Source organism: Rhodopseudomonas rhenobacensis (assembly GCF_014203125.1).
GTDB classification, from domain to species: Bacteria; Pseudomonadota; Alphaproteobacteria; order Rhizobiales; family Xanthobacteraceae; genus Rhodopseudomonas_A; species Rhodopseudomonas_A rhenobacensis.
The window spans coordinates 65,042-89,959 of sequence record NZ_JACHIH010000008.1; the positions used below are offsets into that span (position 1 = coordinate 65,042).

Below are 24,918 nucleotides of genomic sequence, written 5' to 3' on the forward strand. Positions count from 1 at the left end.
TTTGGGAACCATGATTTGGCGGTGTGCGGGCTTGCCGGCATCGCTGTCTTGCGGCAAGGCGCTGGTCATTCCGCGCAGCGGGATGGGGCTTGCGATCGGCCGCGCAATTTGCGCAATGTCGCGCGCCGCAATAGCCGCGGCGGCGATCGAAGCGTTGGCACCGCGCGACGATTGATCGCATCGAGGTGAAGCGTCACTCGGGGCCGCATCCGAACCGCAGGTTGTCGTCGCGCGGCATGTCCCGCACCGCGCACCGCGCGATCCGGCTGCCGCGGCACGGATGATCCAATCGGCCGATTGCGGTGTCCGCTGCGGGCTGGCATCGCTCGCGCAATGCGTCCATACCCTGCGGCGTCTCCTCGACGGGACGGCGGCATAGCTCTGGAAGTCTGAAGATGAAGTTTGGCAAGCGAGTATTGGTCACCGGCGGCGCCGGCTTCTTGGGATCGCATCTGTGCGAGCGGTTGCTCGGGCTCGGCCATCAGGTGATCTGCGTCGACAATTTCTTCACCGGGCAGCGCCGCAACATCAAGCATCTGTTGGCCAACCCCGACTTCGAGGTGATCCGCCACGACGTCACCTTCCCGCTCTATATCGAGGTCGACCAGATCTACAATCTGGCGTGCCCGGCCTCGCCGATCCACTATCAGCACGACCCGGTGCAGACCACCAAGACCAGCGTGCACGGCGCCATCAACATGCTGGGGCTGGCGAAGCGGCTGAAGTGCAAGATCTTCCAGGCCTCGACCTCGGAGGTCTATGGCGATCCGGAGATCCACCCGCAGGTCGAGAGCTATTGGGGTCGGGTCAATCCGATCGGGCTGCGCTCCTGCTACGACGAAGGCAAGCGCTGCGCCGAGACGCTGTTCTTCGATTATCACCGCCAGCACGCCACCGCGATCAAGGTGGCGCGGATTTTCAACACCTACGGGCCCAGGATGTACGTCAACGACGGCCGCGTGGTGTCGAATTTCGTGGTGCAGGCGCTGCGCGGCGAGGACATCACGCTGTATGGCGACGGCGCGCAGACCCGCTCGTTCTGCTACGTCGACGACCTGATCGAAGGCATCATCGGTCTGATGGAAACCGCCGACGACATCACCGGCCCGGTCAATCTCGGCAATCCGGTGGAGTTTACCATTCGCGAATTGGCCGAGCAGGTGGTGGAATTGACCGGCGCGCGTTCCAAGCTGGTGTTCGCACCGTTGCCGTCCGACGATCCGCGGCAGCGCAAGCCGGACATCTCGCTGGCGACGCGCTTGCTCGACTGGGAGCCCAAGGTGCAGCTGCGCGAGGGGCTGCAACGGACCATCGCGCATTTCCGCGGCATCCTCGACGAGCAATAGCGCCGCTCACTGCGCCGCGGCGCGCGGCTTGCGGGTGCTCAGCGCGGTCGCCATCGCGGCGATCAACGGCTTCATGAAGAAGGCGTCGTTGGCCGGATAGATGTCGGTGCGCAGCCCGTAGGCGGCCAGTTCCTCGGACACCACCGGGCCGACCGAGGCGATCGGGGTGGCCTCCAGCGCGGCGCGCAGCCGCGGCTCGTAGTGATGCGCCCGCGCCACGTCGATCAGCCGGCGGATCTGCCCCGAACTGGTCAGCGCCAGCGCGTCGACGCGGCCCGCCGCCATGGCGTCGATCGCCTCCAGCACGTTGCTCTCGGCGGCGCGGGCGTCATACACATAAGGCAGCACCGGATCGACCGCGCCGCCGCCGGCGACGATCGCCGCAATCAGCGCGCTGTGGTCCTTGTCGGGGTAGAGCTGCAATCCGACCCGCCGGCCGTGCAGGTCGACGCCCTTCAGCGTCGCGGCGATGCCGTCCGAGGTCGGCACCTCGGTGACCACGCTGGCCGCAAGGCCGATCTCCCGCAGCGCCCGGCCGGGCTTCGGCCCGCGCGCAAAGCTTCGCGAATGTCCGATCGCGACGATCAACGGCTCGCCCAGCTCGACGCGCCGCGCCGCCTTGACCAGCCGGCGCAGCCCTTCGCCGGTGGTCAGCACCAGGTCGTCGAACGGCTGCGCGATGGCGCGGCGGATCCAGGCTTCGACCGGGGCGGGGTCGGGGGCGTCGTGGATGGTGAACATCGGGCATTGCAGCACCGCGGCGCCCTGTTCGGTCAGCAGCCTCGCGAACTGCGCCTCCTCGCGGGTTTCCAGGATCAGAATGCGGTAGCCGTCCAGTCGTTCGACCATGGGATGTCCTGCGCTCGTGGCCTCGGCATCTTGCCGCTTTGGACGGGATTGGCGCAAGGCCGCCCCGGATGTTAGAGCAGAGTCGTTTCGCCCCGCGTTCCTGCTTCGTCCTCCCATCAAGCTGGCCTCATGCCTCATCATCAATTCGTGCTGACGCTGTCGTGCCCCGATTTGCCGGGCATCGTGTCAGCGGTCTCGACCTTCCTGTTCGACAACGGCCAGAACATCATCGACGCCCAGCAGTTCGACGATAGCGAAACCGGCCTGTTCTTCATGCGGGTGGTGTTCAACGCGGCGCAGACCAGGGCCTCGCTGCAGGGCTTGCGCGAGGCCTTCCTGCCGGTCGCCGAGCGGTTCAGGATGCGCTGGCATCTGCGCGACCGCTCCAATCGCCGACGGGTGATGCTGCTGGTGTCGCAGTCGCATCATTGCCTGGTCGATATCCTGTATCGCTGGCGCACCGGCGAATTGGAAATGCAGCCGACCGCGATCATCTCCAACCACCCGCGCGAGACCTACAAGGACATCGAGTTCGGCGACATCCCGTTCCACTATCTGCCGGTGAACAAGGAGACCCGGCGCCAGCAGGAGACCGCGATCTCCGGCGTGATCGCCCACACCAAGACCGACCTGGTGGTGCTGGCGCGCTATATGCAAATCCTGTCGAACGAGATGTCGGGGCGGCTGGAAGGCCGCTGCATCAACATCCACCACTCGTTCCTGCCGGGCTTCAAGGGCGCGCGGCCGTACCACCAGGCCCATGAGCGCGGCGTCAAGCTGATCGGCGCCACCGCGCATTACGTCACCAGCGACCTCGACGAAGGCCCGATCATCGACCAGGACGTCGAGCGAATCAGCCATCGCGACACCCCGGCAGATCTGGCGCGCAAGGGACGCGACATCGAGCGCCGGGTGTTGTCGCGCGCGATTCGCTATCACCTCGAGGATCGTGTCATCCTGAACGGCAAGAAGACCGTGATTTTCATGGATTGAGGCCGTTGCAGCGCCGCGGCTGACGCGTGAACGGAATAATTGAACATAAATTCATATTCTTAAATTCGACTTGGTTGGGCCGTACGGGAACCGCAGCAAGGCCCCGCCTATTGCGATGGTCGGGATGAAGCCGAGCCGGATTGCAAGCGATTGCCAAAGGTTTCGAAGTTTGATGTTACCAGCGCTGTTCCCCACCCGTCGCACTGCGACAGCGAAAGCTTGCGTGCCGCTATTTGCAGCGGGCGCGCGTCTCCCAATCTGCTATGCCACGCTACCGCAGGCTGACCACGCATCGCGTGCCCGGCGTAAGTGAAAGTGAGTGATGAAGCACCCCCACAGATTGCCCGCCGCTCGATGACCCGGATCTCCGCATTCACCTATCGGAACTGGCTGATCGCGATCCATGACGCCGGGGTGACGGCGTTCGCGGTCGTCGCCAGCTTCTTCCTCCGCTTCCAGGGCGAGAACTTCACCGACCGGCTGCCGCTGCTGCTGACCATCCTGCCGTATTTCGTCGTCTTCAGTTTTTTCGTCTGTTACTTCTTCCAGCTCACCACCACCAAGTGGCGGTTCATTTCGGTCCCCGACCTGTTGAACATCCTGCGCGCGGCCAGCGTGTTGACCGTCGCGCTATTGGTGCTCGACTACATCTTTCTGGCGCCGAACGTGTTCGGCACCTTCTTCCTCGGCAAGACCACCATCATCATCTACTGGTTTCTGGAGGTGTTCTTCCTCAGCGGCTCGCGGCTGGCCTATCGGCATTTCCGCTACACCCGCACCCGCAACAAGGCGCTGGCGAAGAACGCCGCGGCCACCTTGCTGATCGGGCGGGCGGCCGACGCCGAAGTGTTCCTGCGCGCGGTCGAAAGCGGCGCGGTGCAGCGGTTGTGGCCGGTCGGCATTCTGTCGCCGGCGTTGTCCGATCGCGGGCAGCTGATTCGCGGCATCCCGGTGCTCGGCACGATCGACGACCTGACCAACGTGGTCGACGATTTCGCCAGCCGCGACAAACCGATCAAGCGCATGGTGATGACGCCGTCGGCGTTCGAAAGCGACGCGCAGCCGGAATCGGTGCTGATGCGCGCGCGCAAACTGGGGCTCGCGGTCAGCCGGCTGCCGTCGCTGGAGGAAAGCCGCGACACGCCGCGGCTGGCGCCGGTCGCGGTGGAAGATCTGTTGCTGCGGCCCAGCGTCAAGATCGACTACGCCCGGCTCGAGGCCTTAGTGCGCGGCAAATCGGTGGTGGTCACCGGCGGCGGCGGCTCGATCGGCTTCGAGATCTGCGACCGCGTCACCACCTTCGGCGCCGCGCGGCTGTTGATCATCGAGAATTCCGAGCCGGCGCTGCATGCGGCGATGGAGACGATTCTCGGCAAGGGGCCGGCGGTCGCGGTGGAAGGCCGCATGGCCGACGTCCGCGATCGCGACCGCATCCACCAATTGCTGACGGCGTTCAAGCCGGACATCGTGTTTCACGCCGCGGCGCTGAAGCACGTGCCGATCCTGGAGCGCGACTGGACCGAGGGCGTCAAGACCAACATCTTCGGCTCGGTCAACGTCGCCGACGCCGCTTTGGCGTCGGGCGCCGCCGCGATGGTGATGATTTCCACCGACAAGGCGATTCAGCCGGTGTCGATGCTGGGGCTGACCAAGCGGTTCGCCGAAATGTACTGCCAGGCGCTGGATAGCCAATTGATGATCGCCGCCAATGGCGGCACGCCGCCGATGCGGCTGATCTCGGTGCGGTTCGGCAACGTGCTGGCGTCGAACGGCTCGGTGGTGCCGAAATTCAAGGCGCAGATCGAAGCCGGCGGCCCGATCACGGTGACGCATCCGGACATGGTGCGCTACTTCATGACGATCCGCGAAGCCTGCGACCTGGTGATCACGGCTGCGACCCACGCGCTCAGCCCGGAGCGGTTCGACGCCTCGGTCTATGTGCTGAACATGGGCCAGCCGGTGAAGATCGTCGATCTCGCGGAGCGGATGATCCGGCTGTCGGGGCTGCAGCCCGGCTACGACATCGAGATCGTGTTCACCGGGGTGCGGCCCGGCGAGCGGCTCAACGAGATCCTGTTCGCCGAGCAGGAGCCGATCAGCGAGACCGGCATCGCCGGCATCGTCGCCGCCAAGCCGAACCAGCCGCCGATGGAATTGCTGCGGCAATGGCTGGTGCAGCTCGAGCACGGCGTCGCCAACGAAACCTGCACCGACATCACCAGCGTGCTGAAAGACGCGGTGCCGGAATTCCACACCGAGCCGGAGCTGCGCAGCGCGGCGCGGTGATCAGCGGCGCGGCCGGGAAAACCGCCGCAGCAGCAGCGCCACCGCGGCGACGCCGAGCGCCAGCAGCGCTGCCTCGACGACCCAGGAGCGGCTCAGCGCCGCGCCGATCGCCAACGCGGCCAGCGCCAGGTTCAGCACCAACAGCTGCGTCACCACCTGCATCACCGTGAAGCCGTTGCTGGTGGCCTGCTGATAGAAATGGCAGCGGTGCGATTGCCAGACCGCCTCGCGCCGCCACAGCCGCCGCAATAGCGTCAGCGTGGCGTCCATCAGATAGTACAGCGGCAGCAGCAGCGCGGCGGCCCACGACTGCGCCGCCAAGCCGATCAGGCACCACGCCAGCAGCAGCCCGATCGGCAGGCTGCCGACGTCGCCGAGGAACACCCGGGCCACCGGCTTGTTGAACGGCGCAAAGCCCAGGCAAGCGCCGCCGAGCGCCGCCGCCAGCACCGCGTCGGGCCAGGGCAGCGTGCCGAGCAGGCCAAGCGCGACCAGCGCGCCGCTGACCGGCACCACTTCGGCGACCGTGATCCAGTCGAGCCCGTCCATGAAGTTGACCAGGTTGACGAACCACAGCGTGCCGAGCAGCAGCCCGGCGCGCTCCAGCCAGGCCGGGAGAAACGGCGCGATCCGCAGGTCGTCGGGCAGCGCCCAGACCATCGCGGCGACGGCCACGGCCTGGGCGATCAGCCGCGGCGTCACCGATAACGGCGCGATGTCGTCGATGGCGCCGGTCGCGGCGAGCAGCAAGGCCGCGGCGAACACCGGAGCCAACGTCGCCAGCGCCGTGGGCGCCTGCAACGCGATCAGAGTGCCGGCCACCCCGAGCGCGGCGGCGACCACCGCGATGCCGGCGCCTTGCGGGGTCGGAATGCTGTGCGAGGAGCGCGCGTTCGGCCGCGCCAGCGCGTAGCGCTGCAGCAGCGGCAGGCTGAGGCGGATCAGCGCCGCGGCCAGCAGCGCCGCCGCACCGATGCCGAGGCAGATCAACCAGGCGGGATGCAGCGCGTCGTTCGGCATGGATGGCGGGATCGAGGCTCAGGGGTGCGGGCAAGCCGTGCGGTGTCCGCGGTATAGGGGATCGCGGTTTCGCCGTCCATCGGGCGGCTTCCGGCGGCAGGGCAGCCCGCCCGATGATCGCCGGAATCGCCGAACCGACTACTGGTCGCTCGACTGCCGCAAGCCGGACGGATCGGTCTTTTCCAGCTCCTGGCGTTGGGGGGCCGGCATGGCGCGGCGCCGCGCCATCTCCTTCTGCCAGGCCTCGTATTTCGGGGTGCCCGGCCGCGGCGGCGCGTCGGCCGGCAGACCGCCGGCCCATTGCGGCACGTAATCGCCGGAGCCGGCGGCGAGCTTTTCGTTGATGGTTCCGCAGCCGCCGAGGCTACACGCCAGCAGCACGGCGGCGAGCGCGCCGCGGCGCTGCCAGCAGACGACGTTCAGCAAATCAGAAACCCACACGATCGTCGCCTCGCAAACCAGATGCCGCACGCCACAGCAATTCACCGGACCCTCATGATAGATCCTGGCCTCCATGGCAATGATATGGCTGCCGCTGCCGGCTTGCCAGCAATCGAGGGCGGCTGCCACGCGGCGGGCCGAGGCGCGGCAAGCTGTCTTTGTTTGGTTTGCATTCGATTAATGATGTCTTCCTAACCTCGTTTGGGAGTGCCGGTCGAACGTGTAGCGGTGTGCGCGCCGATCGTAGTCGACCGACGGGGAGCATGATGCAACGGACCAGACCGCCGTTTCGGGCGGAGCATGTGGGCAGCCTGCTGCGCCCGCCAAAACTTGAGGAGGCGCGCGGCAGATTCGCGGCCGGGGCGATCACCGCCGACGATCTGCGCAAGATCGAAGACGTCGAGATCGAAAAGCTGGCGCACAAGCAGTCGGGCTACGGGCTGAAGCTCGCCACCGACGGCGGATTCCGCGGCGCGGCCGAGCAGCTCGACTTTTTCACCGCGCTCGGCGGCTGCGAGCCCGGTGCGGCCGGCGGCGAGCCCGGCTCGCTGCGGGTGACCGGCAAGCTGGAATTTCCCGACGATCATCCGCTGCTTTCGCAGTTCAAGCATCTGCAGCGCCACGCCGAGATCGCCCATGTGACGCCGAAGCTGGCGATTCCATCGCCCGCGCTGCTGCATTGGCGCAGCGGCCCCGAGGCGATCGCGTCGGAGGCCTATCCGAGCCTCGGGCTGTTCTTCGAGGATCTCGCCAAGACCTATCGCCGCGCGGTGAAGGCGCTCTACGACGCCGGCTGCCGCTACCTGCAATTCGACGATCCGGTGTGGGCGCATCTGTGTTCGGAGGCCGAGCGGCAGATGCTGCGGCAGCGCGGCGAGGACGCCGGCCAGCTGCAGCAAGCCTACACCCGCGTCATCAACTACGCGATCGCCGAACGGCCGTCCGACATAGTGATCACCAGCTATGCCGGCCGCGGCGCGTTTCGCGGCAACTGGCTGGCTACCGGCGGCTACGAACGCGTCGCCGAGACGCTGCTCGCCGGCACGCACTACGACGGCTATCTGCTGGAGTTCGAGCCGGATCGCGCCGGCGGCTTCGAGGCGCTGCGGTTTCTGCCGAAGGGCAACAAGACGGTGGTGCTCGGCCTGATCGACCCGTCGCGCGGCGCGCTGGAGCGCAAGGACGACCTCAAGCGGCGGATCGCCGAGGCCGCCGCCTTGGTGCCGCTCGAGCAACTCGCGCTGTCGCCGCAAAGCGGCTTCGCCGAAGCGGGCCTCTCCGAAGACCAGCAATGGGACAAGCTGCGGCTCGCGGTCGAGGTCGCGCAAGAGGTGTGGGGCAGGTAGCGATGCTGCGCGGTCTGACGTTGATGATGGTCCTTGCCGCAGCGATCCCATCGGTCGCGCGGGCTCAGGTCGAAGCCTTGACCGGCCCGTGGCAGCAAATCAGTTCCAATGCGGGCAATTGTCCGAGCTGCCGGATCACCATCGACGGCATCGGCGCGCTGCGCGTGACTGCCAGCAACGGCTGGACCGCGACCATTGTTGAGCACGAACGCAACGGCATGGCGACGGCGGGCGGTGGCGGCCAATGGCGCGCGCCGAACAACCCGCTCGACGGCAAGACCTTCATCGTCGAGTTCGAATTGCGCGGCGACCGGCTCCACATGTCGATGGCGCTCGACGGCGGCGGGGGCCGTTTGCGATTTATCGAGGCGGTGTTCGGTCGCCCCGGGGCGGGCTCGTAACCGCGGCCGGAACTACGACGTCCCCCGTCCGACGCTCTCATAGACGAAGCCGTGCGCGGCCATTTGCTCCGGGCGATAGATGTTGCGCAGGTCGATCACCACCGGCTGCTTCATCGCGGCCTTCAGCCGGCCGAGATCGAGCGCGCGGAACTGGACCCATTCGGTGACGATTACCAGCGCGTCGGCGCCCTCGACGCAGGCATAGGCGTCGTCGCAATAGGTGATGTCGGGCAGTTCGGCGCGGGCCTGCTCCATGCCGACCGGATCGAAGGCGCGGACCTTGGCGCCCATGTCGAGCAAGCCGGTGACCAGCGGGATCGACGGCGCCTCGCGCATGTCGTCGGTGTCGGGCTTGAAGGTGAGGCCGAGCACCGCGACGGTCTTGCCGCGGATATGGCCGCCGAGTGCGTGCGAGACCTTGCGGGCCATCGCGCGCTTCCTGTTGTCGTTGACCGCCAGCACCGCCTCGACGATGCGCAGCGGCACGTCGTGGTCGAGCGCGATCTTGACCAGCGCGCGGGTGTCCTTGGGAAAGCAGGAGCCGCCGAAGCCCGGGCCGGCGTGCAGGAATTTCGGCCCGATCCGGTTGTCCATGCCGATGCCGCGCGCCACTTCCTGGACGTCGGCGCCGACCTTTTCGGCGAGATCCGCGATCTCGTTGATGAAGGTGATCTTGGTGGCGAGGAAGGCGTTGGCGGCGTATTTGATCAGTTCGGCGGTGCGCCGCGCGGTGTACATCAAGGGCGCGGCGTTCAGCGACAGCGGCCGGTAGATCTCGCCCAGCACCTTGCGGCCGCGCTCGTCGTCGGTGCCGACCACGATGCGGTCGGGGAATTTGAAGTCGCGGATCGCAGCGCCTTCGCGCAGAAATTCCGGGTTCGACGCGACCACCACGTCGGCGGAGGGATTGGCCTCGCGGATCAACAGTTCGACCTCGTCGCCGGTGCCGACCGGCACCGTCGACTTGGTCACCACCACGGTGAAGCCTTTCAGCGCGCCCGCGATCTCGCGGGCGGCGGCATGGACGTAGCTGAGGTCGGCATGGCCGTCGCCGCGCCGCGACGGCGTGCCGACCGCGATGAACACCGCGTCGGCCTCGCCGACCGCGGTGGTGAGTTCGGTGGCGAAATCCAGCCGCCCGGCTTTGACGTTGGAGGCCACCAGGGCGTCGAGACCGGGCTCGAAGATCGGAATTTCGCCGCGCCGCAGCGCATCGATCTTGGCTTCGTCCTTGTCGACGCAGGTGACCTGATGGCCGAAATCGGCAAAGCAGGCGCCGGACACCAGCCCCACATAGCCGGTGCCGATCATGGCAATTTTCATCGAAAAACCTGTCGCTGGTGATGGCCCGGGCAGGCCGCTGCGGTGCCGCGTCTTAGCAGACCCCCGCACGGCTGCCAAAGCCGGGCTTGCACCGGATCACCGTTTCCTAGCGCAGCGATACGACGGCTGCATGGCAGCAGCGGGCCGCGTGGCCGGGCGTTTTCATCGGTGGGCAGATTGTGTTACCAGCAACGCCAAATCCTCCTGCCCACCGGCACCCCATGAAGAACGACCAATTGCTCGGCGAGATTTCCGACTACTGCCGGCGCGCCGGGGTGGCCGAGACCACCTTCGGCCGCCGCGCTGTCAATGACGGCAAGCTGGTGCATCGGCTGCGCGAGGGCAAGCGCATCACCGTCGACACGCTGGACCGCATCCGGGCCTTCATCGCGGCTGGGACCGACGGCGTGGCGCCGCCGCGCGGCCTGGTGGTGCCGCCGGAACGGCGCGATCCGCAAGGCAATTTCCGGTTCTTCGAGAACCGCCAGAAGTATCTGCTGTTCGTTCACACCTGCAGCGAAAAGCGGGTGATCGCCGAGCGCGTGACGCTGGAGCTCGGCAGCATCCATCCCCGCCCACCGGCGATTCGGGTGTTCGACGCCGGCGTCGGCGATGGGACGGTGCTGGCGCGCGTGTTGCGCGCGATGCATGGCCGGTTCCCGCATATGCCGTTCTATATCGCCGGCAAGGAACTCAGCCTGGAGGACGTCCGGCTGACCCTCGACAAGGTTCCGGACCGGCTGTTCGAGCACCCGGCCACGGTGTTCGTTCTTACCAATATGTATTACGCCGAAGCGCCCTGGCTGACCCCGGCCTCACCGGCCGCGGCGGCCGGCATGATCTGGCACGAAGTCGTGCTACGCGGCGCCTCCTCCGGGGAGTTCGAGACCCAGATCGCGGAACTCGGCCCGTTCCTGGAAGAGAACTGGCGCGCCAGCATCAGCAAGCAATCCGGCATGCCGATCTATGAGCGCCCGGTCGCCATCGTTATCTATCGGGAAGATCACCGCTTTTTGCTGGATTCGATGATTCCCCGGGCGGGCCGCAGCGAGGCCAATTTCGACCTGGTGATCGCCTCGCAGCCGTACCGGGCGAAATCTTCTGTGAATTTCCGCGCCAAGCGGATCATCGCGCCGCTGGCCCGCGCGCTGCGTCCCGGCGGCCGGCTGATCGGGATCCACTCGCACGGCCAGGATCCGGGGCTGGAAATCGTCCGCGCGGTGTGGCCCGGAGAAAATCCTTTTGCGGTGAGCCGTCATGAGCTATTGCGCGCGGTGAAATACGAGCTGGGGTCGGCCGGCCGTGACCTTAACTTTAACGCTTATGCCGATAGCCGTTCGATCTTCCGATATGATATGGAAGCGCTGCCCAACGAGGTCACCGGATCGATTGGAACCTCGACGGCTTTCGCAGCCTGGAATGCCGCGGTCTATGTGGCCCAAATCGAGGACGACCGACTAACGGAAATGACTCAAGGCGGTTCCTATCTGGACGCCACCAGAGAGGTTCTGCGGAAGTATAGCGGGCTTTGGTTTTACGACGAATCCTACGTCATCTCGCGTCGACGCGATTGACTAATCAGGACATGATCAGGAAAGGGCCGCCGGGTGCCGGCGGAAAGGGGTTGGTTTGATGCGCGCGTCTTATATGTTCACGAGTGAATCAGTTTCAGAAGGTCATCCCGACAAGGTTTGCGACCGGATTTCCGACGAGATCGTCGATCTGTTCTTCCGCGAAGGCCCGAAGGCGGGCATCGACCCCTGGGCGATCCGCGCCGCCTGCGAGACGCTTGCTACCACCAACAAGGTGGTGATCGCCGGCGAGACCCGGGGCCCGGCCTCGGTCACCAACGAGCACATCGAGCACGTGGTGCGCGAAGCCATCAAGGACATCGGCTACGAGCAGGACGGCTTCCACTGGGAGAACTGCGACATCGAGATCCTGCTGCATCCGCAGTCGGCCGATATCGCGCAGGGCGTCGACGCGCTGCAGCCCGGCACCAACCAGGAAGAGGGCGCCGGCGACCAGGGCATCATGTTCGGCTACGCCACCAACGAGACCCCCGACCTGATGCCGGCGCCGATCTTCTACGCCCACAAGATCCTGCGGCTGATCTCGGAAGCCCGCCACTCCGGCCAGGAGAAGGTGCTCGGCCCCGACTCCAAGAGCCAGGTCACCATCCAGTACGAGAACGGCAAGCCGGTCGGCGTCCGCGAGATCGTGGTCTCGCACCAGCATCTGGTCGAGGACATGACCTCGAACCAGGTCCGCGACCGGGTCGAGCCCTATGTGCGGCAGGCGCTGCCGGAAGGCTGGATCTCCGACAAGACGATCTGGCACATCAACCCGACCGGCAAGTTCTTCATCGGCGGTCCGGACGGCGACACCGGCTTGACCGGCCGCAAGATCATCGTCGACACCTACGGCGGCGCGGCCCCGCATGGCGGCGGCGCGTTCTCCGGCAAGGACCCGACCAAGGTCGACCGCTCGGCGGCCTATGCGTCGCGCTATCTCGCCAAGAACATCGTCGCCGCCGGCCTCGCCGACCGCTGCACGCTGCAGCTCGCCTACGCGATCGGCGTGGCGCGGCCGCTGTCGATCTACATCGACACCCACGGCACCGGCAAAGTCACCGAGGCCGAGCTCGAGAAGGCGGTCGCCGAGGCGATGGACCTCACCCCGCGCGGCATCCGCAAGCATCTCGACCTCAACAAGCCGATCTATGCGCGGACCTCGTCCTACGGTCATTTCGGCCGCACCCCGGACGCCGAAGGCGGCTTCTCCTGGGAAAAGACCGATCTGGCCGAGGCGCTGAAGCGCGCCATCTAAGTCAGCAAGTCGCTCCCCTGGCAGCTCGCCGGGGGAGGTCGTGCCGTCATCCTGAGGTGTGAGCCGGCTTCGGCGCGCCTCGAAGGATGACCCGGCGAAGTGCCCGCGGCCATCCTTCGAGGCGCGCACAACAGTGCGCGCACCCCGGATCGAGTCCGGGGCGGGCTCTCAGGATGACGCTGTGCTCGCGGGAATCGTCACAAAACGCTCGATTTTATTTCGTATCGACGTGTCCGAATTACTCCGTTTCAGGAAACCCATATGACCGCCACCGCCAAGAAGCCCAGCTTCACCGACTACATCGTCAAGGACATCGGCCTCGCCGATTACGGCCGCAAGGAAATCTCGATCGCCGAGACCGAGATGCCGGGCCTGATGGCCACCCGCGAGGAATACGGCCCCAAGCAGCCGTTGAAGGGCGCGCGGATCGCCGGCTCCTTGCACATGACGATCCAGACCGCGGTGCTGATCGAGACGCTGGTCGCGCTCGGCGCCGACGTCCGCTGGGTGTCGTGCAACATCTACTCGACCCAGGACCACGCCGCCGCGGCGATCGCCGCCGCCGGCGTTCCGGTGTTCGCCATCAAGGGCGAGAGCCTGGAGGACTACTGGGCCTACACCGCCAAGATGTTCGACTGGCACGGCGCCAAGCCGGGTGAAATCCTCACCCCGAACATGATCCTCGATGACGGCGGCGACGCCACCATGTACGTCCATCTCGGCCTGCGCGCCGAGAACGGCGACACCGCCTTCCTCGACAAGCCCGGCTCCGACGAGGAGGTGGTGTTCTTCGCGCTGTTGAAGAAGCAGCTGAAGGACAAGCCGAAGGGCTATTTCGCCGAGATCGCCAAGAACATCATGGGCGTCTCCGAAGAAACCACCACCGGCGTGCATCGTTTGTACGACATGCAGAAGGCCGGCACGCTGCTGTGGCCCGCCATCAACGTCAACGACTCGGTGACCAAGTCGAAATTCGACAACCTCTATGGCTGCCGGGAATCGCTGGTCGACGGCATCCGCCGCGGCACCGACGTGATGATGTCCGGCAAGGTCGCGATGGTCGCCGGCTTCGGCGACGTCGGCAAGGGCTCGGCGGCGTCGCTGCGCCAGGCCGGCGCCCGCGTCATGGTGTCGGAAGTCGATCCGATCTGCGCGCTGCAGGCGGCGATGGAAGGCTATGAAGTGGTGACGATGGAAGACGCCGCACCCCGCGCCGACATCTTCGTCACCGCCACCGGCAACAAGGACATCATCACCATCGAGCACATGCGCGCGATGAAGGATCGCGCCATCGTCTGCAACATCGGCCACTTCGACAACGAGATTCAGATCGCGCATCTGAAGAACCTGAAGTGGGACAACATCAAGCCGCAGGTCGACGAGATCACCTTCCCGGACGGCCACCGCATCATCCTGCTGTCGGAAGGCCGCCTGGTGAACCTCGGCAACGCCACCGGCCACCCGTCCTTCGTGATGTCGGCCTCGTTCACCAACCAGACGCTGGCGCAGATCGAACTCTACGCCAACAACAAGGACGGCAAGTACAAGAAGGAAGTCTACGTGTTGCCGAAGTCGCTGGACGAGAAGGTGGCGCGGCTGCACCTCGCCAAGATCGGGGTGAAGCTGACCGAGCTGCGCAAGGACCAGGCGGATTATATCGGCGTCAAGGTCGAAGGGCCGTTCAAGGCGGATCATTATCGGTATTGATACCAACGCCCGTCATCGCGGGCTCGACCCGCTATCCATCACGACAAAAGCCCCGGAGCGATCCGGGGCTTTTTGCTGAGCAACGCAAGAGTTCGTCATTCCGGGGCGCGAGCCGCGCCAGCGGCAAGCGAGCCCGGAATCCATAACCCCCAGTGTCAATGTGACAAGCCGAAGTAGAGATCAATCCAATCCGGGTTCTGCTGCTCGATCAGCCGGATCTTCCACTCCCGCTGCGATTGCTTGAGCCGGTAGCTCGGATGAAGCGAAGCGAAATCCGGGAGCTGCGTCGGCAATCGGAAGACCCGGATTACGCTTCGCTCCATCCGGGCTACGCTTGCTACGTGGACCGCTACCTCCCCATCCACGGATCGACCACCGCAATCCCGCAGTCGGCGAAATCCGCAACATTGCGCGTTGCCAGCCGGGCGCCGCGGGAGCGGACGATGGCGGCGATCTGGGCGTCGATCTGACTGATCGGTCGTCCGCCGTGTCGCCGGCTCGCCGCGATGGCCGGATAGGCGTCGGCCGCGTCGGTGTCGAACGGCAGCACGCGACCGGCCAGATCGATCTCGAAGATCGGTCGCGCGGCGGCGATCAGTTGGTCCCGGCGGCGGCCCTCGGGCAACAGTGCCAGGCCGTAAAAAATCTCAGCCTGCGTCAGGGTCGTGGTGAACACGCCGGCGATCGGTTGTTCGCCGAACCACGCCATCACCGCGGCATCCGGCTTTGCACGCATCAGTTCCGAAATGACGTTGGTGTCGAGGACGATCATTCGCCGAAATCCGGCGGCGGCCGGATCGCCTCGCGCGGGGTGTGGGGAAGGTCGACGCCGCCAAGCGCCGCGAACCGCTCATGGATGGCCTGCGCGAGATTGCGCGCGCGCGGCTCGTCGGTCGACAGCGCCGACCGCAGGATGTCCCGCGCCTCGTCTTCCATCGAGCGCCCGTTGACGGCGGCGCGCACGCGGAGCCGCTTCTTGATGGCATCGTCGATATTCCGGATCGTCATCACCGCCATGCCGGCCTCCATCAGTCAATGACTGCAAAATAGTCATTGAAAGGTTGGCGAGCAAGCGTGGAAGGGAAGGAACGAACGTTGACATTCGATGGACGAGGATAGATTCGTTGCTGATGACTCTCTCGGGGCACAGCGCCGCAACTGGCGGCCATACCACCGCGCCGCGGCCCTTGGTGATCGGTGCGACCGGGATGGTCGGCGGGCTGATTCTGCGGCGGCTCGCCGAAGCCGGACAACAGCCGATCGGGGTGTCGCGGCATCCGCAGGCCGCGCCGGGCATCGAATGGCTGACCGCGGACCTCGCCGATCCCGCCGGCTTGGCGCTGCCTTCGCTTGAGACGGTGTATGCGACCAGTCCGGCGGCGCTGGTGGCCGATGCGATCCCCGCGCTCGCCGCGCACGGCATGACGCGGCTCGTGGTCTTCACCTCGACCAGCCTCGAGACCAAGCAGAACTCCGACGATCCCGACGAGCGCGAACTGATCCGCCGCTGGGCCGACGCCGAGCGCCGCATCATCGAGCAATGCGCCGCGCGCGGCATCGCCTGGACGGTGCTGCGGCCGACGCTGATCTATGCCGAGGGCCGCGACGCCAACGTGTCGCGGATCGCCGCGCTGATCCGCCGCTTTCGTTTCTTTCCGCTGGCCGGCGGCGGCGAGGGGCTGCGCCAGCCGGTGCATGCCGACGATCTGGCGCAAGCGGCGATCGCCGCCGCGGCGCGGCCGGCCTGCTTCAACAAGACCTACAATCTGCCGGGCGGCGAGACGTTGAGCTATCGCGAAATGGTCGGCCGGATCTTCGACGGGCTGGGGCTGCGGCGGATGATTATTCCGTTGCCGGGCTTGGTCTGGGCGGTGGTGGTGCCGCTGGCGGCCAAAGTGGTGCCGGGGATTTCCGGCGCGATCGTCGGGCGGATGGCCAAGAACATGACCTTCGACCTCACGCCGGCTGCGACCGAGATCGGCTGGCAGCCGCGGCCGTTCCGGCCGGATTTCCGCCGCTGAGCGCGGCGCGTTTTTTCGCGCCGCCGCCGCGCTGCAATCAGCGCTTCTTGGCCGGCTTTTTCGTCGCCTTGCCGGGCTTGTTCGCCGACGCGGCTTGCTTCGCCGGCTTGTCGGCCGCCGGAGTCTTGGCTGGCGTCTTCTTCACCGGAGCAGCCGTCTTCGCCGCCGGCTGCGCGGCAGCCGCCTCGGTCGCCTTGCGCATCGCCCGGGAATACGAGTCGGCGGCATTGTCGGCGGAGGTCTGCAGCCGCTTGGCGGCGGCGGAGCCTTGCTCGAAGGCTTCCTTGGCGAGCGCTTTGAAGCGCGCCTTGGCGGCGGCGTCCTTGGCCTCGGCGGCGAGCCCGAGATAGCGGTCGCGCCGGGTCTTGGTGGCGGCGGTCAGCGTCTTGCTCTGCTGCTTTGCAAGCTGCCGGATGATGACATCGAGATCGGCGTCCGCCATGGCTTCAAGTCCTTTGCGTGTCGCAGCAACGAGTCTGCGTGCTAACTATGCGGTTGCGCATGGCTTAGCGATTTTGCTGCGCCTGGCAAGAGGTCGCGATCAGGCGGCGCGGACGTCGGCGAGGAAGCGGTTGACCTGGCCGGCGAGGTCCTGCGACTGCTGCGACAATTGCTCGGCCGCATTCAGCACCTGGCTCGCCGCCGAGCCGGTCTCGTTGGCGGCCTGCTGCACGCCGGAGATGTTGGCGTTGACCTCCTGGGTGCCGTGCGCGGCTTGCTGGACGTTGCGGGCGATCTCCTTGGTGGCCGAGCCCTGCTGTTCGATCGCAGCCCCAATGGCGCCGCCGATCTGCTCGATCTCGGTGATCACCTCGAGCACGTTGCGGATCGCCGTCACGGTGTCGGCGCTGGCGTTCTGAATCGCCGCGACCTGCTCGGAGATTTCGGTGGTGGCCTGCGCGGTCTGGCCGGCCAGCGATTTCACCTCCGAGGCGACCACCGCGAAGCCGCGTCCGGCCTCGCCGGCGCGCGCCGCCTCGATGGTGGCGTTGAGCGCCAACAGGTTGGTCTGCGAGGCGATGCTTTGGATCAGCGTCACCACGTCGCCGATCTTCTGCGCGCCGGCGGCGAGCGACTGCGCGGTATCGCCGGTGCGCCGCGCGTCGGCGACGGCGCGGGCGGAGATCTGCGCGGATTGCGCCACCTGGCGGCTGATCTCGCTGATCGACGAGGTCAATTGCTCGGTGGCGCTGGCCACCATCTGCACATTGGACGAGGTCTGTTCGGAGGCGCCGGCGACCAGACCGGCCTGGCGGTCGGTGGTGGCGGCGGTCGACGACATCGAGCGCGCGGTCGACTCCATGGTGGCGGAGGACGACGACAGCCCCTCGACCAGTTCGCCGATCCGGGCCTCGAAGGATTGCGTCAGCTCGTCGATCAGCCTGGCGCGGCGCATCTTGGCGTCGTTGGCCACGGTCTGCTCGGCGGCGAGCTGCTCGCCGCGGATCATGTTGTCCTTGAACACCTGCACGGCGGCCGCCATCGCGCCGATCTCGTCCTTGCGATCGCTGGCCGGAATGGCGCCCTGGGCGTCGCCGCCGGCGAGCCGCGACATCGAGGCGGTGAGTTCGACGATCGGCTGGCAGATCCGGCGACGCACCATCACGATCATGCCGACGCTGCCCGCGGCGACCACCAGCAGCACCAACAGCGCGATCAAGAAGCTCAGCCGCGCGCCGCCATGGGCGTCGGCCAGCAGCGCCTCGGCATTGTCGTAGAACGCCTCGCGCACCCCGATCACGGTGTTGAGGCCGAGCTGGGTCTCGGCAAAATAGGTCTCGGTATCGTGCTCGTACTTGCCGCTGACCGCGCCGGCCTTGACCAGCTTCAATTCCTTGCCGAAGCGTTCGACGAACACCTCCTGCATCTTGTCGAGCGCGGCTCTGACGTTGGCCGGGGTGGCCGGATTGCCGCGCAGCTCCAACAGCGAGGTCTGGATCTGGTCGGAGGCGGTAGGACGTAAGGCCTAGGCAGCCAAAGCGGCTGCACGCGGCGCGGATCTGTTCGGTCGTGTTCGCTAAGCGGATTCAGTTTGTGTCCCCGACGCCGCGGCCGGCGGTGGCTGGCATCCGCGGCCCGGCCGCCTATATTCCAATCATGCTCCTTCCTCCATCGCCGATCGTCGCGCGTCCCCGCGGCACCCCGCCCGTCCTGATCTGCCGCAAATGCCTGTCGCGCGTCGACGACGGCAAGGCGCTGAAGCAGGCTTTGAAATCCGAACTGAAACAGCGCAGCCAGAGCCGCGGCGTGAAACGCCCGCGCGTGGTGATGACCGGCTGCTTCGGCATCTGCCCGAAACGCGCCGTCGTCACCGCCAGCGCCGCGACGCTCGGGCGAGGGGAGTATGTGTTGGTGAAGGACGCGGGGCAGGCTGAAGAGGCGGCGGGGGTGCTGATGGGGGAGGGATGAGCGCGCGGATGGGGCCGACAATCGCGGCGCCGCACGAGGCTCAGTCGTCGTCCTTGTTCAGCAACTCCGCCGCGCGCGACGTGACGTCCGGTGTCTTGCACGCCTCGAGCAACCGATCCCAACTGTCCGGCGGATTGCCGTCCTTCAGCATCGACGCAAACACCGCATAGGCATCGGACCGCGCGCCGTAGGCGCGCAACGTCGTGGCGTCGTTGACCCAAACGTGGACGATGATCTTGGCACGCAGATCGTAACGAAAGAACAGCCTGAACCGGCCGTTGCCGAACTTGTCGCGAAACCAGTGCTTGTGCTGCTCGCCCAGCGTGGCGCCAAGCCGGTAGCGTTTGTCGGTTGGGTCCTGCGGAATCCGCTCCAGCGCGATGGTGCGGATCGCGTTCAGCAGTTTCGCGTTCGATTTCTTGGTGTAGTCGGCCGGATGTTTCTGCCGGTCGCGTTCCACGCCGGCGATCAGCCGCGCCAGCTGATCGAGAAACAGCGGATGGCAGTAGATCGTCCAGCCGTTGACGATCATCGCGCGCTCAAAGGTCGACGTCGCCTTCGATGGGCTCGTCGGCGTCGAACGTCATGCCCTTCGTCAGCGTGGCAATGTGCTTGGCGGTGGCCGGCGACAGCGTCTTGAGCTGGCTCGGCCGGCGGGCGATGTCCTTGGCCAAAAAGCCGAGGAACGCCTGCAGCGCCGGATCGTCCTGCGCGTCGTCGGCGCGGCGCAGCGTGACGCCGCTGTCATCGACCCGAAACGCGATCTGATCGCCTTCGCTGAGGCCCAGCGCCTGCCGCACCGATTTCGGGACCGTGGTCTGACCCTTCGATGACAAGGTGCTGAGTTCTTCGAACGGGTGGGGCATGGCGGCTCCTCGGGTCGATGTCCAAAGTAAGGAAGATTCCTTACCCTGTCAATACAGTGCCGATGCGCATCCCTTCATTCAAAATGCCTTCGGCAATCCCGCCTGCTTCAGGATGCCGTTGGCGGTGTGTCGGGATTTGATCTTGGAATCGACCGGGAAAGTCTTGCCGCTGATCGGGCTTTTCCACATCTCGTGGTCGCCCTTGCCCTGGCGGACGAATTCGCAGCCGTTCTGGCGGAGGATGTCCTTCACGGCCGGCGCGAAGTCGGTCATTCAGGCGACCCGGCTCCGCGGGCGCGCATGGGAGTGCGTGATCAGTTCGAAGCGGACGTCGGTCCCGGCGCGCGGATCGGCGTTGTCGGCGAGCACGTCCTGAATCATGTCCGGCAATTTGCGGAACAGGATCTCGAAGGTCTCGGCCTCGGTGACCAGTGGAATCTGGTCGCTTTGGGCGACCCAGACTCGCGCGTCCTCATCGTAGTCAACCTGAATGGTCAGGCTCGGCGACATCATGGCCTCCTGGTGACCTTACGCTGGGACGATAGCGCAGGTGCGGGGACATTCAAGCATGTTGGAACGCGCTAATCGCCTCAGCGGCGCCAACTACCTCTTCTTCCACCCACCCCGATGCCCCGGCGCGCCGCCCGATGAGCGCGGGGAGGGGCCGGATTCGCGCGACGTCTTCGGCTGAAAGATCCTGCTCTCGGTGCCCGGGCCCATCTCGTCGAGCGTCGGTTTGCGCGGCTTGGCGCGGCCTTTGCGATCCGGCTTGACCTCGTGCCAGGTGGCGATGCCCATCTCGTCGAGATCGGGCTTGTGGATGCGAGAGGCTGCCGCTTTAGACCCCCCACCCCGACCCTCCCCCGCAAGGGGGGAGGGAGAAGAGCCGTCGCGCTGCGTCGAAGAGCCGGTTGCGCCGCGCACCTTCGGCGTGTTGTTGCCGCCGCGTTCTTTCGATTGAGCCGGCAGGTTGGCGGCGGCGCCGTATTTCTTGGCGCCGGCGTAGGAGCCCGCCTTGCCCTGCACGGTGCGCTGCTTGGCGGTGGGATCGTCGACCACTGCTAATTCGGTGGCGCGCAGCCGCTTCACCTCGTCGCGCAATCGCGCGGCTTCCTCGAAGTTCAGATCGGCCGCGGCCTCGCGCATCCGGGCTTCGAGATCGGCCAGCACCGCCTCGAAATTATGCCCGATCGCGCCGACGTCGTCGGACCAGCTGCCGCTCTGGCCGCCGCTACCGATCTCGACCAGCACGTGGTCGCGCTCATAGACGCTGTTGAGAATGTCGCCGATGGATTTCTTGATGCTCTCCGGCGTGATGTTGTGTTCGGTGTTGTATTCGACCTGCTTCTCGCGGCGGCGGTCGGTCTCGGCGATCGCCCGCTGCATCGATCCGGTGATGCGGTCGGCGTAAAGGATCACCTTGCCGTCGACGTTGCGCGCCGCGCGGCCGATGGTCTGAATCAAAGAGGTTTCGGAGCGCAAGAAGCCTTCCTTGTCGGCGTCGAGAATCGCCACCAGCGCGCATTCCGGAATGTCGAGGCCCTCGCGCAACAGATTGATGCCGACCAGCGCGTCGAAGGCGCCGAGCCGCAGGTCGCGGATGATCTCGATGCGCTCGATGGTGTCGATGTCGCTGTGCATATAGCGCACCCGAATGCCCTGCTCGTGCAGATATTCGGTGAGGTCTTCGGCCATCCGCTTGGTCAACACGGTGATCAGCGAGCGATAACCGGCCGCGGCCGTGGCGCGGACCTCGCCGACCAGATCGTCGACCTGGGTGCGCGCCGGCCTGATATTGACCGGCGGATCGATCAGCCCGGTCGGGCGAATCACCTGCTCGACGAACACGCCGCCACTCTCATTCAGCTCCCACGCCGACGGCGTCGCCGACACCGCGACCGATTGCGGGCGCATCATGTCCCATTCCTCGAAGCGCAGCGGCCGATTGTCCATGCAGGACGGCAGCCGGAAGCCATATTCGGCCAATGTAGCCTTGCGTCGAAAATCGCCTTTGAACATGCCGCCGATCTGCGGCACGGTGACGTGGCTTTCGTCGGCGAACACCAGCGCGTTGTCGGGGACGTATTCGAACAGCGTCGGCGGCGGCTCGCCGGGGCGGCGCCCGGTGAGATAGCGCGAGTAGTTCTCGATGCCGGCGCAGGAGCCGGTGGCCTCCATCATCTCGATGTCGAAGGTGGTGCGCTGCTCGAGCCGCTGCGCTTCCAACAGCCGGCCCTGATCGTTGAGCTGATCGAGCCGCCATTTCAATTCCGCCTTGATCGACTTGATCGCCTGTAACAGCGTCGGCCGCGGCGTGACGTAGTGCGAATTGGCGTAGATCTTGATGAATTCCAGCTCGTCCTGCTTGTGGCCGGTGAGCGGGTCGAATTCCTCGATGGTCTCGACGGTGTCGCCGAACAGATTGACGCGCCAGGCGCGGTCTTCGTAGTGCGCCGGGAAGATGTCGATGACGTCGCCGCGCACCCGGAAGGTGCCGCGGGTGAAGTCGTGCTGGGTGCGCTTGTATTGCAGCGCCACCAGATCGGCGATCAGCGCGCGCTGGTCGATCCGTTCGCCCTTTTTCAGCGCGAAGGTCATCGCGGTGTAGGTTTCCACCGAGCCGATACCGTAGATGCAGCTCACCGAGGCGACGATGATGACGTCGTCGCGCTCCAGCAGCGCGCGGGTGGCGGCGTGGCGCATCCGGTCGATCTGTTCGTTGATCGAGGAATCTTTTTCGATGTAGGTGTCGGTGCGGGGGACGTAGGCCTCCGGCTGATAGTAATCGTAATAGCTGACAAAGTACTCGACGGCGTTGTCGGGGAAAAAGCTCTTGAACTCGCCATAGAGCTGCGCCGCCAGCGTCTTGTTCGGCGCCAGAATAATCGCCGGGCGCTGCGTCGCCTCGATGACTTTCGCCATGGTGTAGGTCTTGCCGGAGCCGGTGACGCCGAGCAGCACTTGCGTGCGGTCGTTGCGCGAAATGCCTTCGACCAGTTCCTTGATCGCGGTCGGCTGGTCGCCCTTCGGCTCATATTCGGATTTGATGACGAAGCGCACGCCGCCTTCGGTCTTCTCCGGGCGCGGCGGGCGATGCGGCGTCCACAGCTTGACGCGGCCGTCCTCGCCCATGAATTCCGGGCGGCCGTCGCGGATCAGATTTTCCAGCGCGTCGGCGGTGGCCTGCACGCCGAGCGCTTCCATCTTGTTGCGTGGCGGGCGGGCCAGCGCGGCCTCGTCCTCTTCCTCGGTGGTGAAGCCGAGCTGCTTGGCGAGCTCCGGATCGAGCGTCGGAATGGTGGCTGTGGTGCCGTAATTCGGCGTGGCGAAGTCGGATTGCGGGGCTTCGGAGAAGCCGCCTGTTGCTGCGTCACGATTGGCGTCAGCACTCGTGTCTCCCCCCACCCCCTCCCCGCGAGGGGGAGGGGAGGGCTGGGGCGCGGCCTGGCTTTCTTCTCCCTCCCCCCTTGCGGGGGAGGGTCGGGGAGGGGGGTAAGCTCCGGATGCTGAGTCGGCGCCCTTCCGCGAGACGCCATCGCCCTCAAAACCCTTCGGCGTCGACGCCCGGGCGCGGTGGATCGCCGCCTCGCCGCCGGTGCGGCGGTCGCGGGAATTGTCCGGCGGCGGCTGTAGCCCGGTCCCGGAGCCCATGCCGGCGTCGCCGCGATTGATCGCGGGATTCAGCAGTTCGGCCAAAGCCGGGCCGATCGGCTTCACGTCGGGCCGATGCGCCTTGGATTTCGGGCTCTTGACGGGCTTTTTCGAAGAGTCGGGAGTTTTCGCCATGACGGGAATATGGGGAGAGTCGCCCCGCGACGAAAGCCCCGGACGCGCGTCCCATGCGGGGGCGATGCGCAGCCGCGGTCACGCCGGCCGCAGCCGCTTTACGGCGTCCGGCAGCCGTGCGTCGACCCAGGCGGTGATCGCCGCCTGGTGGCGGTGGAAGTACAGTCCCAGTGCGATGATGGCGATGCCGATCAAGGACAGCGCGAACGGAAACAGCAACGAGTCCCGGAAGATCTTCTCGGCGAGGTCGCCGAGATAGATCGCCAGCCCAATGGTGCCGAACACCGCGAACACCCGCCGCGCCAGCACCACCGAGACCAGCAGGAAGCCGACGTTCAGCGCGGCATACAGCGCCTTCTGCAGCTCGGTGCCGTCGGACGCCGCGGTGAGGCCGCCCCAGAACGTCAGCACGCCGAACAGATAGAGCCAGAACGCGAAATCGCCGCGGCGCTGCCGCAGATTGACGACCACCGCCGCCGCGATGACGCCGAGCCCGAACCAGATCGAGACCTTGCGCGCCATCTCCCAGTTGCCGAGCTGGGTGCCGGTGATCCACGGCACGATGTCCATCGAGAAAAACCACAGCGCGATCGCCATCGGCAGCACGATGAAGGGAAAGCGATAGAACCGCAGCGCCAGCAACGCGGCGGCGACGGTGGCGAGCTCCATGAACACGAAGCTGCCTTTCACCCAGACGTAGAAGTCGCGGACCGTGCCGGGCTTGCCGAACTCGGTCCACAGCCCGAGCGCGTCCTGCACGCCGTACACCGCCAGCGGCGCCATCGACACCGCCACCGCGATCAACAGCCCGCCCGGCGTGCGCAGCCGCTTGGTGTACCAAAGATAGTGCCCGGCGGCGCCGAACAGCGCCGCATAGACCAGCGCGGTCGCGGTCAGCGCGGCGCCGCCCATCTTGGCGAAGGCCAGCGTCGAGAACAGCCCCATCGCGCTCATCACCACCAGCGCGCCGGCGTACCACAGCAGGTGCACGAGATCGAACCGCGGCGCGCTGCGGCCGTCGTCGTCGGCATTGCGGCGGGCGTCGAGAAATTGGCGCAGCGCCGTCAGTTGCTCGGAGGAGATGATCCCGGCCTCGGTGGCGGCGGTGAGATCGCGAAGCGAGTAGGTCATGCGGCCGATCCGATGGGCGAAGCAAAGCGGGTTGTCGGGGTCATCGGTCTCGCACTCCGAAAGAGGGGCCGCCACCCGGCATCGCTTGGTCGACGCAGGCAGCGTTGTCGTTCAGTGGATCGCGCGGCGAGCCGCGGGCGGCCCTTTGCGCGACCTAACACCAT

The 24,918-nt window shown here is 66.3% G+C and carries 23 protein-coding genes and 1 pseudogene; 10 read left to right on the plus strand and 14 right to left on the minus strand.

Annotated features, from left to right (window positions below):
• Window positions 1–395 precede the first annotated feature (395 nt).
• Window positions 396–1,346 carry a UDP-glucuronic acid decarboxylase family protein gene (locus HNR60_RS08855; RefSeq protein WP_184256500.1) on the plus strand — a complete coding sequence of 317 codons (951 nt, stop codon included), beginning with the start codon at window positions 396–398 and terminating at the stop codon, window positions 1,344–1,346.
• 6 nt (window positions 1,347–1,352) lie between these two features.
• Here the strand turns inward: HNR60_RS08855 and HNR60_RS08860 are convergent, their stop codons facing one another.
• Window positions 1,353–2,195 (minus strand): uroporphyrinogen-III synthase, encoded by an 843-nt coding sequence (locus tag HNR60_RS08860; protein WP_184256502.1) that lies wholly within the window; start codon window positions 2,193–2,195, stop codon window positions 1,353–1,355.
• 129 nt (window positions 2,196–2,324) lie between these two features.
• Here HNR60_RS08860 and purU point away from each other — a divergent pair, with 129 nt between their 5' ends.
• A complete protein-coding gene (purU, locus tag HNR60_RS08865; protein ID WP_184256504.1) occupies window positions 2,325–3,188 on the plus strand; it encodes a formyltetrahydrofolate deformylase in 864 nt (287 codons plus the stop codon).
• A gap of 354 nt (window positions 3,189–3,542) precedes the next feature.
• A complete protein-coding gene (locus HNR60_RS08870) occupies window positions 3,543–5,474 on the plus strand; it encodes a nucleoside-diphosphate sugar epimerase/dehydratase (protein WP_184256506.1) in 1,932 nt (643 codons plus the stop codon).
• Here HNR60_RS08870 and HNR60_RS08875 read toward each other — a convergent pair whose 3' ends face one another.
• Both HNR60_RS08875 and HNR60_RS08880 read right to left on the minus strand, forming a co-directional pair.
• On the minus strand, window positions 5,475–6,494 hold the full coding sequence (locus HNR60_RS08875; protein WP_184256508.1) for an MraY family glycosyltransferase: 1,020 nt from the start codon (window positions 6,492–6,494) through the stop codon (window positions 5,475–5,477).
• A 138-nt stretch (window positions 6,495–6,632) separates the two neighbouring features.
• On the minus strand, window positions 6,633–6,935 hold the full coding sequence (locus HNR60_RS08880) for a hypothetical protein (RefSeq protein ID WP_347339327.1): 303 nt from the start codon (window positions 6,933–6,935) through the stop codon (window positions 6,633–6,635).
• A gap of 266 nt (window positions 6,936–7,201) precedes the next feature.
• On the opposite strand from HNR60_RS08880, the gene HNR60_RS08885 reads away from it, so the two are divergent.
• Together HNR60_RS08885 and HNR60_RS08890 are read left to right on the plus strand one after the other, a co-directional pair.
• Window positions 7,202–8,281 carry a 5-methyltetrahydropteroyltriglutamate--homocysteine S-methyltransferase gene (locus tag HNR60_RS08885; protein WP_184256510.1) on the plus strand — a complete coding sequence of 360 codons (1,080 nt, stop codon included), beginning with the start codon at window positions 7,202–7,204 and terminating at the stop codon, window positions 8,279–8,281.
• Window positions 8,282–8,283: 2 nt separating this feature from the next.
• Complete coding sequence (locus tag HNR60_RS08890) at window positions 8,284–8,682, plus strand: hypothetical protein (protein WP_184256512.1); 399 nt, start codon at window positions 8,284–8,286, stop codon at window positions 8,680–8,682.
• A 12-nt stretch (window positions 8,683–8,694) separates the two neighbouring features.
• Here the strand turns inward: HNR60_RS08890 and HNR60_RS08895 are convergent, their stop codons facing one another.
• Window positions 8,695–10,005, minus strand: a complete 1,311-nt coding sequence (locus HNR60_RS08895) for a UDP-glucose dehydrogenase family protein (protein ID WP_184256514.1) — start codon at window positions 10,003–10,005, stop codon at window positions 8,695–8,697.
• A 221-nt stretch (window positions 10,006–10,226) separates the two neighbouring features.
• Between HNR60_RS08895 and HNR60_RS08900 the strand changes: the two genes are divergently transcribed.
• The 3 genes from HNR60_RS08900 (at window position 10,227) to ahcY (ending at window position 14,541) form a co-directional block, all read left to right on the plus strand.
• Complete coding sequence (locus HNR60_RS08900; protein ID WP_184256516.1) at window positions 10,227–11,579, plus strand: hypothetical protein; 1,353 nt, start codon at window positions 10,227–10,229, stop codon at window positions 11,577–11,579.
• Window positions 11,580–11,637: 58 nt separating this feature from the next.
• Complete coding sequence (gene metK / locus HNR60_RS08905) at window positions 11,638–12,834, plus strand: methionine adenosyltransferase (protein ID WP_184256518.1); 1,197 nt, start codon at window positions 11,638–11,640, stop codon at window positions 12,832–12,834.
• A gap of 261 nt (window positions 12,835–13,095) precedes the next feature.
• Window positions 13,096–14,541 carry an adenosylhomocysteinase gene (gene ahcY, locus HNR60_RS08910; protein ID WP_184256520.1) on the plus strand — a complete coding sequence of 482 codons (1,446 nt, stop codon included), beginning with the start codon at window positions 13,096–13,098 and terminating at the stop codon, window positions 14,539–14,541.
• A gap of 349 nt (window positions 14,542–14,890) precedes the next feature.
• Here ahcY and HNR60_RS08915 read toward each other — a convergent pair whose 3' ends face one another.
• Entirely contained in the window at window positions 14,891–15,313 is a 423-nt protein-coding gene (locus tag HNR60_RS08915) for a type II toxin-antitoxin system VapC family toxin (protein WP_184256522.1), read from the minus strand.
• Window positions 15,310–15,558 carry a FitA-like ribbon-helix-helix domain-containing protein gene (locus tag HNR60_RS08920; RefSeq protein ID WP_184256524.1) on the minus strand — a complete coding sequence of 83 codons (249 nt, stop codon included), beginning with the start codon at window positions 15,556–15,558 and terminating at the stop codon, window positions 15,310–15,312. Before HNR60_RS08920 ends, HNR60_RS08915 begins: the two co-directional genes overlap by 4 nt.
• Before the next feature lie 113 nt (window positions 15,559–15,671).
• Here HNR60_RS08920 and HNR60_RS08925 point away from each other — a divergent pair, with 113 nt between their 5' ends.
• Window positions 15,672–16,562: an SDR family oxidoreductase gene (locus HNR60_RS08925; RefSeq protein WP_184256656.1), complete on the plus strand. Its 891-nt coding sequence runs from the start codon at window positions 15,672–15,674 to the stop codon at window positions 16,560–16,562.
• A 37-nt stretch (window positions 16,563–16,599) separates the two neighbouring features.
• On the opposite strand, the gene HNR60_RS08930 is transcribed toward HNR60_RS08925, so the two are convergent.
• A complete protein-coding gene (locus tag HNR60_RS08930; RefSeq protein ID WP_184256526.1) occupies window positions 16,600–17,004 on the minus strand; it encodes a hypothetical protein in 405 nt (134 codons plus the stop codon).
• A gap of 99 nt (window positions 17,005–17,103) precedes the next feature.
• Window positions 17,104–18,510: pseudogene (locus tag HNR60_RS08935) on the minus strand (methyl-accepting chemotaxis protein); the annotation flags it as partial.
• A gap of 86 nt (window positions 18,511–18,596) precedes the next feature.
• Here HNR60_RS08935 and HNR60_RS08940 point away from each other — a divergent pair.
• Window positions 18,597–18,971, plus strand: coding sequence for a (2Fe-2S) ferredoxin domain-containing protein (locus HNR60_RS08940; protein WP_430694897.1), 375 nt, complete (start codon window positions 18,597–18,599; stop codon window positions 18,969–18,971).
• Window positions 18,972–19,011: 40 nt separating this feature from the next.
• Here the strand turns inward: HNR60_RS08940 and HNR60_RS08945 are convergent, their stop codons facing one another.
• The 6 genes from HNR60_RS08945 to HNR60_RS08970 form a co-directional block, all read right to left on the minus strand.
• Window positions 19,012–19,503, minus strand: coding sequence for a type II toxin-antitoxin system YhaV family toxin (locus HNR60_RS08945; protein ID WP_184256528.1), 492 nt, complete (start codon window positions 19,501–19,503; stop codon window positions 19,012–19,014).
• Window positions 19,504–19,510: 7 nt separating this feature from the next.
• Complete coding sequence (locus tag HNR60_RS08950) at window positions 19,511–19,837, minus strand: type II toxin-antitoxin system PrlF family antitoxin (protein WP_184256530.1); 327 nt, start codon at window positions 19,835–19,837, stop codon at window positions 19,511–19,513.
• A gap of 78 nt (window positions 19,838–19,915) precedes the next feature.
• Window positions 19,916–20,110, minus strand: coding sequence for a type II toxin-antitoxin system HicA family toxin (locus HNR60_RS08955; protein WP_184256532.1), 195 nt, complete (start codon window positions 20,108–20,110; stop codon window positions 19,916–19,918).
• Complete coding sequence (locus tag HNR60_RS08960; protein ID WP_184256534.1) at window positions 20,111–20,347, minus strand: DUF1902 domain-containing protein; 237 nt, start codon at window positions 20,345–20,347, stop codon at window positions 20,111–20,113. It abuts the gene before it with no gap.
• A gap of 93 nt (window positions 20,348–20,440) precedes the next feature.
• Complete coding sequence (gene uvrB / locus HNR60_RS08965) at window positions 20,441–23,623, minus strand: excinuclease ABC subunit UvrB (protein WP_184256536.1); 3,183 nt, start codon at window positions 23,621–23,623, stop codon at window positions 20,441–20,443.
• Window positions 23,624–23,701: 78 nt separating this feature from the next.
• Window positions 23,702–24,754: a hypothetical protein gene (locus HNR60_RS08970; protein ID WP_184256538.1), complete on the minus strand. Its 1,053-nt coding sequence runs from the start codon at window positions 24,752–24,754 to the stop codon at window positions 23,702–23,704.
• Between the last annotated feature and the right edge of the window lie 164 nt (window positions 24,755–24,918).

Bases quoted from the DNA above. Each gene is read 5' to 3' on its own strand.
- HNR60_RS08855 (WP_184256500.1), top strand. From the start codon at position 396: ATGAAGTTTGGCAAGCGAGTATTGGTCACCGGCGGCGCCGGCTTCTTG.
- HNR60_RS08860 (WP_184256502.1), bottom strand. From the start codon at position 2,195: ATGGTCGAACGACTGGACGGCTACCGCATTCTGATCCTGGAAACCCGC.
- purU (WP_184256504.1), top strand. From the start codon at position 2,325: ATGCCTCATCATCAATTCGTGCTGACGCTGTCGTGCCCCGATTTGCCG.
- HNR60_RS08870 (WP_184256506.1), top strand. From the start codon at position 3,543: ATGACCCGGATCTCCGCATTCACCTATCGGAACTGGCTGATCGCGATC.
- HNR60_RS08875 (WP_184256508.1), bottom strand. From the start codon at position 6,494: ATGCCGAACGACGCGCTGCATCCCGCCTGGTTGATCTGCCTCGGCATC.
- HNR60_RS08885 (WP_184256510.1), top strand. From the start codon at position 7,202: ATGCAACGGACCAGACCGCCGTTTCGGGCGGAGCATGTGGGCAGCCTG.
- HNR60_RS08890 (WP_184256512.1), top strand. From the start codon at position 8,284: ATGCTGCGCGGTCTGACGTTGATGATGGTCCTTGCCGCAGCGATCCCA.
- HNR60_RS08895 (WP_184256514.1), bottom strand. From the start codon at position 10,005: ATGAAAATTGCCATGATCGGCACCGGCTATGTGGGGCTGGTGTCCGGC.
- HNR60_RS08900 (WP_184256516.1), top strand. From the start codon at position 10,227: ATGAAGAACGACCAATTGCTCGGCGAGATTTCCGACTACTGCCGGCGC.
- metK (WP_184256518.1), top strand. From the start codon at position 11,638: ATGCGCGCGTCTTATATGTTCACGAGTGAATCAGTTTCAGAAGGTCAT.
- ahcY (WP_184256520.1), top strand. From the start codon at position 13,096: ATGACCGCCACCGCCAAGAAGCCCAGCTTCACCGACTACATCGTCAAG.
- HNR60_RS08915 (WP_184256522.1), bottom strand. From the start codon at position 15,313: ATGATCGTCCTCGACACCAACGTCATTTCGGAACTGATGCGTGCAAAG.
- HNR60_RS08920 (WP_184256524.1), bottom strand. From the start codon at position 15,558: ATGGCGGTGATGACGATCCGGAATATCGACGATGCCATCAAGAAGCGG.
- HNR60_RS08925 (WP_184256656.1), top strand. From the start codon at position 15,672: ATGACTCTCTCGGGGCACAGCGCCGCAACTGGCGGCCATACCACCGCG.
- HNR60_RS08930 (WP_184256526.1), bottom strand. From the start codon at position 17,004: ATGGCGGACGCCGATCTCGATGTCATCATCCGGCAGCTTGCAAAGCAG.
- HNR60_RS08945 (WP_184256528.1), bottom strand. From the start codon at position 19,503: ATGATCGTCAACGGCTGGACGATCTACTGCCATCCGCTGTTTCTCGAT.
- HNR60_RS08950 (WP_184256530.1), bottom strand. From the start codon at position 19,837: ATGCCCCACCCGTTCGAAGAACTCAGCACCTTGTCATCGAAGGGTCAG.
- HNR60_RS08955 (WP_184256532.1), bottom strand. From the start codon at position 20,110: ATGACCGACTTCGCGCCGGCCGTGAAGGACATCCTCCGCCAGAACGGC.
- HNR60_RS08960 (WP_184256534.1), bottom strand. From the start codon at position 20,347: ATGTCGCCGAGCCTGACCATTCAGGTTGACTACGATGAGGACGCGCGA.
- uvrB (WP_184256536.1), bottom strand. From the start codon at position 23,623: ATGGCGAAAACTCCCGACTCTTCGAAAAAGCCCGTCAAGAGCCCGAAA.
- HNR60_RS08970 (WP_184256538.1), bottom strand. From the start codon at position 24,754: ATGACCTACTCGCTTCGCGATCTCACCGCCGCCACCGAGGCCGGGATC.